15 protein-coding genes are annotated in these 14,105 nt (G+C 72.7%); 9 read left to right on the forward strand and 6 right to left on the reverse strand.

What is annotated here, in order from left to right:
* Window positions 1–32: 32 nt before the first annotated feature.
* Window positions 33–446 carry a protein kinase domain-containing protein gene (locus tag AB0C21_RS05080; protein WP_500202769.1) on the reverse strand — a complete coding sequence of 138 codons (414 nt, stop codon included), beginning with the start codon at window positions 444–446 and terminating at the stop codon, window positions 33–35.
* A gap of 204 nt (window positions 447–650) precedes the next feature.
* Window positions 651–1,214: a hypothetical protein gene (locus AB0C21_RS05085; protein ID WP_500202770.1), complete on the reverse strand. Its 564-nt coding sequence runs from the start codon at window positions 1,212–1,214 to the stop codon at window positions 651–653.
* A gap of 110 nt (window positions 1,215–1,324) precedes the next feature.
* Between AB0C21_RS05085 and AB0C21_RS05090 the strand changes: the two genes are divergently transcribed.
* The 6 genes from AB0C21_RS05090 (at window position 1,325) to AB0C21_RS05115 (ending at window position 7,565) form a co-directional block, all read left to right on the forward strand.
* Complete coding sequence (locus AB0C21_RS05090; protein ID WP_500202771.1) at window positions 1,325–2,008, forward strand: response regulator transcription factor; 684 nt, start codon at window positions 1,325–1,327, stop codon at window positions 2,006–2,008.
* On the forward strand, window positions 2,005–3,288 hold the full coding sequence (locus AB0C21_RS05095) for a sensor histidine kinase (RefSeq protein ID WP_500202772.1): 1,284 nt from the start codon (window positions 2,005–2,007) through the stop codon (window positions 3,286–3,288). The genes AB0C21_RS05090 and AB0C21_RS05095 overlap by 4 nt, the downstream gene beginning before the upstream one ends.
* Before the next feature lie 60 nt (window positions 3,289–3,348).
* On the forward strand, window positions 3,349–4,497 hold the full coding sequence (locus AB0C21_RS05100) for a M23 family metallopeptidase (protein WP_500202773.1): 1,149 nt from the start codon (window positions 3,349–3,351) through the stop codon (window positions 4,495–4,497).
* Window positions 4,494–5,312, forward strand: a complete 819-nt coding sequence (locus AB0C21_RS05105) for a hypothetical protein (protein ID WP_500202774.1) — start codon at window positions 4,494–4,496, stop codon at window positions 5,310–5,312. The genes AB0C21_RS05100 and AB0C21_RS05105 overlap by 4 nt, the downstream gene beginning before the upstream one ends.
* Window positions 5,309–6,784, forward strand: a complete 1,476-nt coding sequence (locus AB0C21_RS05110; protein ID WP_500202775.1) for an NADH-quinone oxidoreductase subunit NuoF family protein — start codon at window positions 5,309–5,311, stop codon at window positions 6,782–6,784. Before AB0C21_RS05105 ends, AB0C21_RS05110 begins: the two co-directional genes overlap by 4 nt.
* A 214-nt stretch (window positions 6,785–6,998) precedes the next feature.
* Window positions 6,999–7,565: a hypothetical protein gene (locus AB0C21_RS05115; RefSeq protein ID WP_500202776.1), complete on the forward strand. Its 567-nt coding sequence runs from the start codon at window positions 6,999–7,001 to the stop codon at window positions 7,563–7,565.
* Between the two features lie 85 nt (window positions 7,566–7,650).
* Here AB0C21_RS05115 and AB0C21_RS05120 read toward each other — a convergent pair whose 3' ends face one another.
* Window positions 7,651–9,132, reverse strand: a complete 1,482-nt coding sequence (locus tag AB0C21_RS05120) for an MFS transporter (protein ID WP_500202777.1) — start codon at window positions 9,130–9,132, stop codon at window positions 7,651–7,653.
* 171 nt (window positions 9,133–9,303) lie between these two features.
* Between AB0C21_RS05120 and AB0C21_RS05125 the strand changes: the two genes are divergently transcribed.
* Together AB0C21_RS05125 and AB0C21_RS05130 are read left to right on the forward strand one after the other, a co-directional pair.
* Complete coding sequence (locus tag AB0C21_RS05125) at window positions 9,304–9,885, forward strand: TetR/AcrR family transcriptional regulator (protein ID WP_500202778.1); 582 nt, start codon at window positions 9,304–9,306, stop codon at window positions 9,883–9,885.
* Between the two features lie 136 nt (window positions 9,886–10,021).
* Window positions 10,022–10,261: a hypothetical protein gene (locus tag AB0C21_RS05130; RefSeq protein WP_500202779.1), complete on the forward strand. Its 240-nt coding sequence runs from the start codon at window positions 10,022–10,024 to the stop codon at window positions 10,259–10,261.
* A gap of 28 nt (window positions 10,262–10,289) precedes the next feature.
* Here the strand turns inward: AB0C21_RS05130 and AB0C21_RS05135 are convergent, their stop codons facing one another.
* On the reverse strand, window positions 10,290–11,498 hold the full coding sequence (locus tag AB0C21_RS05135; protein ID WP_500202780.1) for a sensor histidine kinase: 1,209 nt from the start codon (window positions 11,496–11,498) through the stop codon (window positions 10,290–10,292).
* A 317-nt stretch (window positions 11,499–11,815) separates the two neighbouring features.
* Window positions 11,816–12,067 (reverse strand): DUF4873 domain-containing protein, encoded by a 252-nt coding sequence (locus AB0C21_RS05140; protein WP_500202781.1) that lies wholly within the window; start codon window positions 12,065–12,067, stop codon window positions 11,816–11,818.
* Window positions 12,068–12,428: 361 nt separating this feature from the next.
* Here AB0C21_RS05140 and AB0C21_RS05145 point away from each other — a divergent pair, with 361 nt between their 5' ends.
* Window positions 12,429–13,436, forward strand: coding sequence for an RNA polymerase subunit sigma-70 (locus tag AB0C21_RS05145; RefSeq protein WP_500202782.1), 1,008 nt, complete (start codon window positions 12,429–12,431; stop codon window positions 13,434–13,436).
* A gap of 102 nt (window positions 13,437–13,538) precedes the next feature.
* Here AB0C21_RS05145 and AB0C21_RS05150 read toward each other — a convergent pair whose 3' ends face one another.
* Window positions 13,539–14,102, reverse strand: coding sequence for a dihydrofolate reductase family protein (locus tag AB0C21_RS05150; protein WP_500202783.1), 564 nt, complete (start codon window positions 14,100–14,102; stop codon window positions 13,539–13,541).
* Window positions 14,103–14,105: the final 3 nt, after the last annotated feature.

Here is a 14,105-nt window from a genome sequence, read left to right on the forward strand (position 1 = left end):
CTGCTTGTGCTTGGCCGGCCTCTTGGCTGGTTTCAGTGTGCCGGCAAACCCGGGCACAGGTGCCGGGGCGGCACGGGTTCGGCGTCCACGTGCTGGTACACGACGGCGGCGGCGCTGTCGCCCTGGAACGGCGGTCGCCCGGTCAGCAACTCGTACAGGACGCAGCCGAGGGAGTACACGTCGGAGGCGGCCCCGGCGGGACGGCCCGGGCCCCGTTCGGGCGCCGGATAGGTACTGGTGCCGATCACCTGCCCGGTCATGGTGAGCGCCGCCGACGCCTCGCCGGTGAACCGTGCGATGCCGAAGTCCGCGATCTTCACGGTGCCGTCGGCGGCGAGCAGCAGGTTTCCCGGTTTGACGTCGCGGTGGACGACGCCCTGCCGGTGCGCGGCGGACAGCCCGGCCGCCGCCTGCGCTGCGATGTCGGCGACCCGCGACGGCGCCATCGACCCGCTACCAGCACTTGTCCCCGATCCTCTGTCTCCGATGGCCACGCCCGGCCTGACATGCGACTACCCAGGAACAGCGTCAGATCCAAGCGGAACATCACATCGACCGCGTTCCGGCAGCGGCGCCGGGAGCGGATCGTCCCTGGAATCGGGACCGGGTGGTCGCGCCTTCCTCACCGTGCACCACCAGGCCGGACGAGGCTATTCGCGGCTCTCGGAATGGTGGTGGTAAGGGTCTTCGGTATGCGTGCGGTCATCGGGATGCTCGCCGGTGCGGTCCGTGCGCTCCCTGCGGACGGTGGCGAAGGGGCGGTCGCCGCGGCAGGCGACGACCATGGTGACCTGGCGGGCGGACAAGCGGAACCGGACGAAGACGGGGCCCTGCGGTCCGCGGCGGCTGTCGCCGACGCTGTAACCCTGCCGGGGCGTCCAGGAGACCAGGTACGCCGAGCCGTGGTTGCAGCGGGCGACGATGTCGCCGGCCTCGGAGGCGAGGTTGGTGACGGAGGTGGTGATCTTCTGGGTGACCGTGACCGTCGGAGCCGGGCGGCGCGAGGGCCGCGGCGCCGCGGGCGACGAGGGCGACGGGGCCGGTCCGGCCGTGGGGGCGGCCAGCGCGGCCTCCACCTCGCGCGGGCTCATGGGCTCGGTGCCGCGGTCGGTGATGCCGGAGCCCACCGCGGAGATCGCCGCCATGCCCGAGATGATCGCGATGACAGCGGCCGCCGCCCACGCCATGGCGGCGAGCGCGCTGTGCTTGGACATGTGCCGACTGTCGCATGTTCGTGGCTAAGGGTCGGTTAAGTTGCCCTTAAGGCCCCCGTAAGGGGGTGATCCGGCCGGTGCCGGCGGCGCGGGCGGTCTAGCGTTGCCGCGTGGTCCAACTGTTGCTCGTGGAAGACGACATCGAGGTGCGCGGCAGGCTCGTCCGGGCGCTCGGTGAGCGCGGGCACGCGGTGGCGTCGGTCCCGACCGGCATGGAAGGGATCCGGCGGGCCGTCACCGCGCGGCCCGACCTGGTGATCCTGGACCTCGGCCTGCCGGATCTGGACGGCGCCGAGGTGCTGCGGATGCTCCGCGCGGTCAGCGCCGTCCCCGTGATCGTCGCGACGGCCCGCGACGACGAGCGCGAGATCGAGCGGATCCTCGACGCCGGCGCGGACGACTACCTGGTCAAGCCGTTCGGCGCCGGGCAGCTCGACGCCCGTATCAGGGCGGTCCTGCGCCGTTCGGAGGGCGCGGACGCCGCGGCGCCGGCGGTCCAGGTGGGCGGGCTGCGCATGAACGCGGCGGCGCGCGAGGCGGTGCTGGACGGGCGGACGCTCGAACTGTCGCCCAAGGAGTTCGACCTGCTGTACTACCTGGCCTCGCGCCCCGGGCAGGTGGTCTCCAAACGCGAGCTGCTGACGCAGGTGTGGCAGGTGCCCTTGGGCGGGGCGAACAAGACGATCGACGTGCACGTGGCCTGGCTGCGCCGCAAGCTGGGCGAGACGGCCTCGGCGCCCCGGTACCTGCGCTCGGTCCGCGGCTCCGGCATCAAGATCGTCGATCCGACGTGAGGCGGCACATCACGCTGCTGGTGGCGGCGACGGTGGTGCTGGTACTGGTGGCGTTCCTCGTCCCGCTGGCGCTGCTGGTCCAGGACGTCGCGCGGACCCGGACCCTGGCGGCGGCCAACGTGCGGGCGCAGTCGCTGGCGCCCGTCGTGGCCGCGGGCGACCGGGGGACGGTCGAGCTGGCACTGCAGCAGAACGCCTCCACCGGCCACCCGATGACGGTGCTGTGGCCGGACGGGCGGGTCAGCGGGGCGCCGGCCGCGCGCGACCCGGGGGTGCGGCTCGCCGAGCGCGGTCAGAGCCTGACGGTGGACACGCCCGGGGGACAGGAGATCCTGGTGGCGGTGCTCGGCGTGCCCGGCGGGACGGCGGTCATCCGGACCTTCGTGTCCGACCGCCAGATGCGGGCGGGCGTGACGCGGGCGTGGGGGATCCTGGCCGCGCTCAGCAGCGGACTGCTGGCGGTGAGCCTGGTGCTCGCCGACCGCCTGGCGCGCTCGCTGGTGCGGCGGATCGCCCTGCTGGCCGACCTGGCCAAGCGGGTCTCGCACGGGGACCTGGACGTCCGGGTCGCGCCGGGCGGGCCGCCGGAGATCCGGGACGTGACGATCGGCCTGAACGACCTCGCGGCCCAGATCGGCGAGCTGCTGGCCCGGGAGCGGGAGTCGGCGGCGGACCTGTCGCACCGGCTGCGGACGCCGCTGACGGTGCTGCGGCTGGAGGCGGAGACGCTCAGCGACCCCGCGGAGGCGGAGCGGATCGGCGACCAGGTGGGCGTGCTCGAACGCACCGTCACCGACCTCATCAACACCACCCGCCGACCGGCCCGGACGGAGGCGCCGTGCGCGGACGCCGCCGCGATCGTGACCGAACGGGTGGAGTTCTGGTCGGCGCTGGCGGACGAGCAGGACCGCCGCGTGGACCTGGACGTCCCGCCGGGTCCGCTGCCGGTCAAGGTGCGCGCCGAGGACCTCTCGGCCTGCCTGGACGCGCTGCTCGGCAACGTCTTCTCGCACACGCCGGAAGGGAGCGCGCTGGCCGTGGCGCTGCAACCGCGCAGCGGCGCCGTCTACCTGACGGTGGACGACGCCGGACCGGGTTTCGGCGCCCGCCACCTGCTGCGCCGCGGCGTCAGCACCGCGTCGTCCACCGGGCTGGGGCTGGACATCGTGCGGCGCACCGCCGAGGCCAGCGGCGGCAGTCTCCAACTCGGCGTGTCCCCGGCCGAAGGCGCGCGGGTCATGGTCCGTTTCGGGGTTCCGCCTCGGGGCCGCGCTTCTTAGTCCAGCCTTAACCTGGAGGCAGCGCCGCCTTATCGGCTCGGACGCGACTCTGGTCCGGTGATGTCCAGCCACCAACCGGGCGGCCGGTCGATACTGCCGCTCGCCAACCGCATCACGTGGCTCGGCGGTGCCGGGGCGAGCGCCGTCCTGCTCGTCCTGTCCGCCGTCGTGGCGCAGACGGTGGCGCCCGCGCGGAGCGGGCCGGCACGGGCGTCCGCACCCGCCTCCGGCCGGACGCGGCCGGTGCATGGCTCGCACCCCTCGGAACCCGCCCGGCCGGCGGCGAAGTCGACGCCGCTCGTGCGCACCGTGCGCGCCGTGGTCCTGCGGCAGCGCGCGCCGCTCGCGCGCCGCGACTTCGGGGGCCACGCCCCGGCGGCGCCCAGGGTCCTGCTGTCCCGGTCGGACCCGGCGCGCGGCTGGGCGTTCGGCTCCTCCGTCCTCACTCCCCCCGAGGGCGTGGAAGCCCCTCCCGACGCCTCGCTGTTCATCGCCCGCCGCGCCAAGACGGGCTGGCACGTCGCCGTGACCGGTTCCGAGAGCTTCACCGCCTACGCGCGGCAAGCGCCGGACAGCGTCGTCCCGAAGGCCGAGCGGTCGTTCCTGGCCGCGTACGGCAAGGCGGCGGCGTCGAAGGACACTGGCCTGTCACTGCCCTGGGGGGCGGGCAAGTCGTGGACCATGCGCCCCACGGGCAGCGCGGAACTGGTCGCGTTCACCGGCGGGGACGGGCGGGTGCTGGCGGCCGGATCGGGGCGCCTGTACCGGCTGTGCAGCCGCGAGCCCGCCCACGGCATGCTCCTGCTGATCCATCCCAACGGGCTCGCCTCGACGTACTCCCAGATGTCCGCGCTCGCGAACGTCAAGGACGGGGCGGTCGTCCAGCAGGGCGCCTACCTCGGGACGGCCGGGAACGAGGAGTCCTGCACGGGCGCGCACGTGGACGGGGCCGCGGCGGTGGTGTTCGGGGTCCTGTCCGGCGGCCGCCCGGTGCCGCTGGACTCCCTGCGGATCGGCGGCTGGACCCTGGACGTGCCCGCATCCGGACCGGTCCGGGCGGAGCGCCCCGGGTCGCGGATCCAGGCGGGGGACCCGCTGCTCAACCTCGGCGTCGCCCCCGGTGCCTCCCCGGCGCCGTCGGCGAGGCTCAGCCCCACGGCTCCGGCGCCGTCCCGCAGCGTCGGCGTTCTGATGCGGAAGGCGTCATGAGCGCGACCTCCTCCTCCGACACCCTGCCGTCCGGCACCGGCCGGCGGGTGCGCACGTTCCTGCTGCTCGCCGCCGGCCTGGCCGCCGCGGCCGCCGCCGGGCGGACCGCTCCGGCAGCGAGCGCGCTGGCCGGCGTGCAGGCGTTCCTGGAGTTCTTCTCCGGGGTGTTCACCCTGGTCGGGCTGACCGGGGCGGTGGTGTTCGGGCTGCTGGCGAGCGGCCGGTTCACTCCCGTCCGGCTGCGGATCGTCGCCCAGTCCGGGCACCGGGCCACGGCCACCCTGTCGATGAGCTTCCTGGCCGTGCACGTGACCCTCAAGATCCTGGAACGGCACGCGACCGCGCTGGACGCCGTCCTGCCCGCCGCCGGGCTGCGCGGGCACGGCCTGATGGTCTCGCTGGGCCCGGTCGCCGGCGATCTGATGATCCTGGCGTTCCTGATCGGCGTCGCGCGCGGCCGGTTCATCGGCGCCGGCCGGGTCTGGACGTGGCGGCTGCTGCACCTGAGCGTCTACGTGTGCTGGCCGGTCGCCCTCGTCCACGGCCTCAACGCCGGCCGCGCCGCCAAGAGCTGGGTGACGTTCAGCTATCTCGCCTGCGCGGCCGTGGTCGTGGTCCTGGTGCTGCTGCGCCTCGCCATCGCCGCCCGGCACCGCCGCGCGACCCGGCCGCGACCGGCGCAGCCCGCCGTCCCCAGGTCACCGGCCCGGCCTGCGGCCAAGCCGGCGCCGGACGCCGTCGCCCGAGTGCCCGACGAGCAGTTCTGGGCGGAGCTGAAGGATGAGGCCCGCCGCTGGTCGAGGAGCCGCCCGTGAGCCCCGTCCCCCAAGTGACGACGATCGGCCGTCCCCGGCTGCTGGCCGGGCTCGACCGGGTCTCCCGGCTGGACGCCGCCGCGCACCGGCGCGTGCACCGTGTCCCGGCCCGGTTCTCGGTGTCCGACCTGGTGGCCCTCGCCGAGGCGGTCGACCTGCGCGGCCGGGGTGGAGCCGCCTTCCCCTTCGCCCGCAAGCTCACCGCCGTGCGGAAGGCGGCGGCCCGGTCCGACCGGCCCTGCGTGGTACTGGTCAACGCCACCGAGGGCGAGCCGGCGAGCTCCAAGGACAAGGCGCTGCTCGCGCACGTCCCGCATCTGGTGCTGAACGGCGCGCTGCTCGCGGTCCGGGCGCTGCGCGCCCGGGAACTCGTCATCGGGATCACCGATGAGGGGCCGGCCGCGCGGTCGCTGCGGCTGGCCGTCGCCGAGTCCGGGCTGGACGACCGGGCCCGGGTCGTCCAGCTGCCGGAACGGTTCATCACCGGGGAGGGCGGCGCCCTGGTGCGCGGCGTCAACGGCGAGACGCCCATACCGCCCGGGCGCAAGGTCAGGGCGGCCGAGAGCGGGGTCGACCGGCTGCCGACCCTGCTGTCCAACGCCGAGACGTTCGCGCAGCTGGCCGTCCTCGCCGGACTGGGCGCCGAGGGCTACCGGTCCGTCGGCACGTCCGCCGAGCCCGGCACCGTCCTGCTGACCGTCACCGTCCCCGACGGCGGCCACGTCGTCGTGGAGACCCCGACCGGCGTCCCCCTCGCCGACGTGCTGCGCCGATGCGGCACCGACGCCGGGCAGGGCCTCATGGTCGGCGGGTACCACGGCGCCTGGCTCACCCCCGCGCAGGCGGCGACCGCGGCCGTTTCGCGGGAGTCGATGACGGCGGCGGGCGCCGCGCTCGGCGCCGGGATCATCGTTCCGCTGCCCCGGGACACGTGCCCGGTCGGCGAGGTCGCCCGCGTCGCCGCCTACATGGGCGCCGAGTCCGCCGGGCAGTGCGGCCCCTGCCGGCTGGGCCTGCCCGCCATCGCCCAGTCCCTCGGCGCCCTGGCCGCCGGGAACACCGGTGACGAGGCGCTCGCCGCGATCCGCAACGGCAGCGCGACCGTGCGGGGGCGGGGGGCGTGCAGCCACCCCGACGGGACGACCCGCTTCCTGCTCTCGGCGCTCAAGGCGTTCCAGGACGACGTCGACGCGCACCTGACCAAGGGCGGATGCGGCCGTCCCACCCGCCGGTTCCTTCCCGTCCCGGGGGAGCGGACCGAGGAGGAGTCGGGGGCCCAACTGGCCATCGACTGGTCGCGCTGCGCCGGCCACAAGCTCTGCCGGCATCTGCTTCCGGAACTCATCGAGTTGGACCGGTTCGGCTACCCCGTCATCACCGGCGAGGCCATCCCGTCCCGGCTCCTGCGGGGGGCCGCTCGGGCCGCCGAGATGTGTCCGGCTTTGGCGCTGTCGATCCGGGCCCGAAGCTGACACCCGGCCGGATCCGCCGACGCATGGAGAGCCGCTTCCGATAGGAGCGACTGCTCCCGGATCAAAGTCCGGGCTCCCGTATCAGAGCAGCATTTTCATTGTGGGACGAAGGTCCCTTGAAGGGTGGGGCGAATGCACCTGTGGGGGGTGGTTCGGGGTGGGTTGAATGATCAGTGGCAGGAGTTCGGGGTTCGATGGAAGGGTGGGGGCGACAATGGCTGTCTCCGAGCACAGGATCAGCGGGCGCCGGGCTCTGGTGAGTCTGAAGGTGGTGGCGGCCAGGCCGATCACCGAGTCGCCGGCCGCGCGGTATGTGTGGGCGGTCGCGCGGATCGCGCTGGGGTGGGTGTTCTTCTGGGCGTTTTTGGACAAGGCGTTCGGGCTGGGGCATGAGACCCCATCCGGTAAGGGGTGGATCGATGGCGGCAGCCCCACCGAGGGGTTCTTGGCCCATGCCCCCAAGGGTCCGCTGGCCGGGTTCTACAACGATCTGGCCGGGCTGGCCTGGGCCGACTGGCTGTTCATGCTGGGGCTGGCGGGGATCGGCGCGGCGCTGGTGCTGGGGATCGGGATGCGCATCGCGGCCGGTGCCGGGGCGGCGCTGCTGGTCATGATGTGGGCGGCGGTCCTGCCTCCGGAGAACAACCCGTTCATGGACGACCACCTGGTCTACGCTCTGCTGGCGGTCGGTCTGGCACTGGTCAGCGCCGGCGACACCCTGGGCCTGGGCCGCTGGTGGGCCGGCACCCCACTGGTCCGCCGCCTCCCCTTCCTCAAGTAGCCACACCAAGACGAAGAGGGGCGCCCACCAAGCGGTGGGCGCCCCTCGCATGTCTACCGCCAGGCCTCGTCCGGCAGGTCGGGGTTCAGGGGGCCGGAACGGACTGGCGGGTCCGGGAGTCGGAGCCGTGCGCCGGGCGCCGCGGCGACCGGGACCTTCCGAGGCCGCCGAGCGCTATCGCCGCCATGCCGATGAGGGCAGCGACCAGTGGCACGACCAGCGCCGCGTGCAGGCCGTCCAGCAGATCGGACGGCGCCGTGCCGGGTCCGGCGGCGGCGTCGTCGACAGCGGTGACGACCGCGAGGACGAGCGCGGGCCCGAGCTGGAACGAGGTGTTCACCAGCCCGCCCGCGACACCCTGCTCCTCGGCCGGAACGCCGTTGGTCGCGGCGATGTTCAGGGGCCCGTAGGCGAACGAGAACGCCACGCCGACCAGCAGGAACGTCGGAAGCATGGCGGGCGCGTACGCCGAGTCGGGGCCGAGCGGCAGCAGCAGGGCGTACGCCAGGGCGGCCGCCGCCAGCCCGGCGAGGGTCACCGGGAACGCGCCGAAGCGTCCCACCAGCGGGGCGCCGACCCGCGGTGCCAGCAGCGCGACGAGGAGGCCGGAGGGGGCGACGGCGAGGCCGGTCTCCAGCGGCGACCAGTCGCGGACCTGCTGCATGTAGAGGGTCAGGATGAACAGGCAGGACACCCAGCTCCCCAGCAGCGCCATCGCGCCGAGGTTGGCGCGGATGACCGGACCCGACCGCAACAGGCCAAGGCGGACCAGCGGCGCCGGCGCGCGGCGTTCGATCAGGGCGAAGACCGCGAGCAGCAGGCCGGTGGCGACGAGGGAGCCGACCGTGCGCGCCGACCCCCAGCCCGCCTGGGGCGCCTCGACCAGGGTGAACACCAGAAGGAGCATCGCGGCGGTGGCGCTGATGGCGCCGGCGACGTCGAAGCCCTGGCGAGGGCCCTCCGGCCGGACGGTGCGGGGGACCAGCCAGAGGGCGCCGAGGAGGGTCGCGACGGCCATCAGGACCGGGGCGAAGAAGACCCAGCGCCACGACAGCTCGGTGAACAGGCCCCCTACGACCAGGCCCAGAGCGAAGCCGGACGCACCCGTCGCGCTGTAGACCGACAGGGCCTTGTTGCGGGCCGGCCCCTCGGCGAAGCTCGTGGTGATGATGGACAGCCCGGCCGGAGCGGAGAACGCCGCGCTGACGCCGGTGAGGAAGCGGGAGGCGATGAGGACCTCGCCGTTGCCGGCGATGCCGCCGACGGCCGAGGCGACCAGGAACGCGGCGAGCGAGAGGACGAACATCCTGCGCCTGCCGAGCAGGTCGGCGGCCCGGCCGCCGAGCAGCAGGAAGCCGCCGAAGCCGAGCACGTAGCCGCTCACCACCCACTGCAGCGAGCGGGTGGACATGCCGAGGTCCGCGCCGATCGAGGGCAGCGCGACGCCCTTCATCGAGACGTCCAGGGCGTCCAGGAAGAGCGCTCCGCACAGCACCAGCAGCATGCCCCAGGCGCGTCCGCCCAGCCTGCCGCCGTCGTCGGCGGCCATCGAACCCGTTGTGTCCACGTACGACTCCTCACAAGTTGCGGACCGATCGGTCCCGGACCGAACGGTCCCCATCCTTGATGGACGGTGGAGCCGGTGTCAACCGGCCGGGGGACTCGCGCCCGGGGCGACGGACCGATCAGTCCGCTATAATCCGTGCGCGGACGGTCAACGGTCCGGCGGAGGTGCTCGATGGCCCGAAAGCCCGACGAGGGGGCGCGCGATCGCATCCTGGAGACCGCGTCGCGCCTTTTCACCCGGTACGGCGTGCACGCCGTGGGGCTCCAGCGGATCATCGACGAGTGCGGCTGCGGCAAGAACCTCCTCTACCGCGAGTTCCGCAGCAAGGACGAGCTGGTCGTCGCCTTCCTGGAGCGCTGCAAGGACGACTGGGACGCGGTCGTCGCCGAGGCCGCCCGGCCGGAGACGTCCGACCCCGGCCGGGAGATCGTCGCCCTGGTCGCCGCGGTCGCCGAGCGCGCGGCCGAAGACGGCTTCCGGGGCTGCCCGCTGCGCAACGCCTACGCGGAGTTCCCCGACGAGTCCCACCCCGCCCACCAGGTCATCGTGGACCACTTCACCGCCAAGCAGGCGCACCTGCGCGACCTCGCCAAGCGCGCCGGAGCGCGGGACCCGGAGGCCCTGTCCGACCGGATCAACCTGATCATCGACGGTCTCAACGCCAACGGGGCCGTACTGGGCTTGAAGGGCGCCACCAGCGCCGCCGTGCGGTTCGCCCAAGACACCGTCGAAGCCGAAACGCGGCGAGCCTGAGCCTCCACCCCGCCCAAGGGCCCTGGCGGTGCCCTCGTCCCGACGACCTCGGGCTTTTCACGGCCTGCGGGGCTCGCATGGAGGGCGAGCGGCCGGGTAGGGCTCGGCACGATGACCGACGGATAAGGGGGGACCGATGAGTCTGATGCATGAGCAGGAGACCGGCGGGATCACGGGCACCAAGGACAAGGACTACAACCTGGTCTGGTTCGTCGAGCAATGCCTGAGCAACGCGCTGCGACTGGAGATCTACATCGCCGACGCCGAGCGCGAAGGCGACAACGAACTGGCGGACTTGTTCCGCCGTGCCCAGACCGAGAGCCGCAAGGGCGCCGAGCAGGGCAAGGACTTCCTGCGCCGGCGCCTGAACGCCTGACGCCGTTCGATAACGTCCGCGCGCCTTGTCAGGGGGACGTGCGGGGCAGGTGGAGGACCATGCGGGTTCCGCTGGGGTGGTCGGCGACGTAGAGGTCGCCGTGGTGAGCGCGGGCGATCTGGCGGGCGATGGGCAGGCCGAGGCCGGTGCCCTCGGGGTCGCTGCGGCGGGCGTCGGCGCGGCGGTAGAAGCGCTGGAAGACCGCTTCCCGCTCGTCGGCGGGTATCCCGGGGCCGTCGTCGACGACCTCGACGAACGCCTCCTCGCCGCGTTCGTAGACCTTGATGTGGATCATGCTGTTGGCGTGCCGGTCGGCGTTGGTCAGCAGGTTGGACAGCAGCCGTGCCAGGCGGACCGCGGACCCTTCGACCACGATGCCGTCGGTGATGTCGACGGTGGTGGCGCAGGCGACGCCGGACCGCGCGAGTTCGGCGTCCACCAGCGCCGACAGGTCGACCGGTTCGGTGGGGAAGGGGGCCTTGCCTTCGAGCCGGGCAAGTTCCAGCAGGTCGCTGACGATGTCGCCGAGCCGTTCGGCGTCCTGCAGTGCCGCGTGCAGGACCTGCCGCGAGTCGGCCTGGGGGTCGGTCAGAGCCACCTGCAGCCTGGTCTGCAGACCGGTGAGCGGCCGGCGCAGGTCGTGGGAGGTGTCGGCCACCACCTGCTGCTGCCGGCGCAGCGCCGCGCGGGCGGCGGCGGTGGCCTGCCGCTCGCGGCGCTGTGCCCGGCGCAGCCGCCGGTTGGCCTCCTGGAGTTCTTGCGCGCGCTGGAACAACTCGGCTTCGGTCGCCTCCACCTGGTCGGCCAGGAACCCCTCCTCGGCTGCGCCGGCCGACCGGAGCCGCTGGATGTAGGAGGTGATCTCCTCGACCCGGTTGACCACACATGTGACTCGGCCGTCCGGTCCCAGCAGGGGCGCGTTCACCGCGGTCCAGTACCGTTCCTCGAAGTTTCCCGGCTGCTCGGCCGCCTGCACGTCGTAGCGCACCAGTGGCATCACGTCGACGTCCCCTTCGGCCAGCACGCGCTCCAGTGAGGCGCGCAGCTCCTGGACGCCCTCCCCGGACGGACCACCCGGAAAGACCTCGAAGATCCGATGCCCGAGCAACTGGCCGCGCGGGCGTTCCACGACATGCTCGTACGCCCGGTTCACCGCCAGGTACACCAGGTCGGACGACAGCACCGCGCACGCGGCGGGAACCGCGTCGAACACCGCTGAGTAATCCAGGGTGGTCACGTTGACTGCCTACCCCGGCCGCGTCAAGAACTCCTCCCCCCCGACCCCGCCACGCCCTAAGACGCGCGCCAGGACGTCGCCGCGGCGGTTGACCCTGACGCAGGGGCAACCTTTCAGCATGGTCCGCGTGACCGGAGCGACCGATGTTCTGAGAGAGGCGACCGGACGATGCGGAACTTCACGAGCGCAGCCCCCCGAAAGATTTCCGCCCCTTGACCAAGCGTGGAGCCGCGCCGACGAGCGTCAGATTCCAGGCGGCGTGCCAGAAGAAGGCAGCGGCCCATCTGACCGGCGGTGTCGCTGGTTGGACGATCTGCTCAGGCGAAGGGCGGCGGACCACTTCCGACCAGCGTGACGACGTCGGACCAGGACTCCGAACCCCCGAGCGCGACCTGCGCCTCGCGGCCGTCGGGAAGTCTCAACGTCCGGTCGTGAGAGTCGTCGGCATCGAAGTCGGCGATGGTCGCGGTCCCGGACCACTCGCGCTGCCTGGAGCGCAGATCGACGTAGACCTCGACCTCGGTTCCCCCGCTGCTGATCAAGGTGGCGGGCCCCCTGTAGCGGCTCACGCCCGGACCTTCTCATCGAGACTGGTGTGGAGTCTGTTCACAACGACGCACCATAGCCCCAAGGTCGGACGTTCCCGCCCCGCACAGGCGACCACCGGCCGCCGCGCCCCCTCACCGTAGAGCCCGCGCCCCGCCACGCCCCGCCCCCAAGGCGCACAGCCCCCGCATCCGCTCTGGTAGAGCTGGTGGCTTGACCAAACGGGTGTGCTGAGGGGTGTGCCCGGCCCGGGCAGTCGCGTCGATCGACCCCGACCCGTCCGGTCTGGTGAACGGGCCGGGGCGGCGGCTTCACCGATCAGAAATCCTTCGCCACGCCGTCAGTTCTGGTGGCCCCTCGCCACCCGCGGAAGGATTGACGACCATGACCGACGCCGGCCTGCCGGGCGCCGACGCGGCCGCGTTCATCGCGGCGGCCCGCTCGAACGACACAGCACAGTTCGCGCTCATCACGGAGCGCTACCGGCGGGAGCTGCAAGTGCACTGTTACCGGATGCTCGCGAACTACGAGGACGCCCAGGACATGACGCAGGAGACGTTCCTGCGGGCGTGGAGCAAGCGAGAGTCGTTCAGGGGCAATGCCGCGCTGCGGACCTGGCTGTACCGGATCGCGACGAACGCCTGCCTCGACTTCCTGGAGAAGCGCAACGACCGCACACCCGTGCCTGCCGAGCTGCCGGACGCGGGCTCGGAAATGCGCTACCTGCAGCCCTACCCGGACCGGATGCTCCCGGAGGACCCGCAGGAATCGGTGGTGGCGCGGGAGACGATCGAGCTGGCGTTCATCGTCGCCGTCCAGCACCTGCCGCCGAGGCAGCGGGCGGTGTTCATCCTGCGGGACGTCCTCGGCTGGCCGGCGTCGAAGGCCGCGGGCGCCCTCGACCTGACCGTCGCCTCGGTGACCAGCGCACTGCAGCGGGCGCGCGTGACGATGCGCGAGCAGCTGCCCGACCGCCGCCTCGACTGGCGGAGCCCCGCCACGCACGAGCTGTCGGACGACGAGCGCGGCGTCGTGAAGTCGTACATCGACGCCCATGAGCGCAACGACCTCGACGGGCTGATGGCCCTGCTGCGCGACGACCTGCGCTTCATGATGCTGCCCGGGTCGGGCACCGTGGACGTCACTGCCAAGGACGCGGTGGACGGCTGGGTCGCCGGTGGGCTCTTCCAGCCCGGCCACGACGACTGGCGCTGCATCGCCACGACGGTCAACCGCATGCCCGCCGCCGTGCTGTACCTCCGCACTCCCGGCGACCCCGAATACCGTTTGTTGAACATCGCGGTCCTGCACATCGTCGACGGCAAGATCGCTGAGCTCACCGGATTCGAAGCCGCCGACAAACCATGGCTGAACCTGCCCGCGACGCTGTGACCGGACAAGTCCCCACCGTCGACGACTCATCGTCGAGGGGCACGGTGAACACGCCAGAAAGGATTTCGGCCTGGCCTTACGAGCCGAGCACTTGGCTCCTGCTCATCGCCTCGTCTCGTATCGGGTCAACAGCACGCCGCCGGGAAATGTCCGCGTCTCGACCAGGTTCAGCTTCACCCAGCTGTCCAGCGCGGTGAAGAACGGCTTGCCGCCGCCCACCAGGACCGGCACGGTGACCAGCACGTACTCGTCGATCAGCCCGGCCCGCATCGCCGCTCCGGCAAGTGTGGCGCTGCTGATGTCCATCGGGCCACCGTCCTCGGCCTTGAGCCGGGTGATCTCGGTGACCGCGTCGCCGGTGACCAGGCGGGCGTTCCAGTCGACCTTGTCGATCGTCGAGGAGAACACCGCCTTCGGCATGTCCCGCCACCGGCGGGCGAACTCGATCTCCGCCGGTGTGGCGCCGGGCTGCCGGTCGGCGGTCGGCCAGTGGGAGCTCATCGTCTCCCACAATCTGCGCCCGTACAGCGCCAGGCCGGTCGCCGCCACCCGGTCGGACCACCACTGGAACAGCTCGTCGCTCGGCACGCTCCAGCCCAGGTCGTCGCCGGGCGCGGCGATGTAGCCGTCCAGGCTCAGGTTCATGCCGTAGCTCAGTTTCCGCATGGC

The sequence above is a fragment of the Spirillospora sp. NPDC049024 genome, from assembly GCF_040649235.1.
Lineage (GTDB): Bacteria > Actinomycetota > Actinomycetes > Streptosporangiales > Streptosporangiaceae > Spirillospora.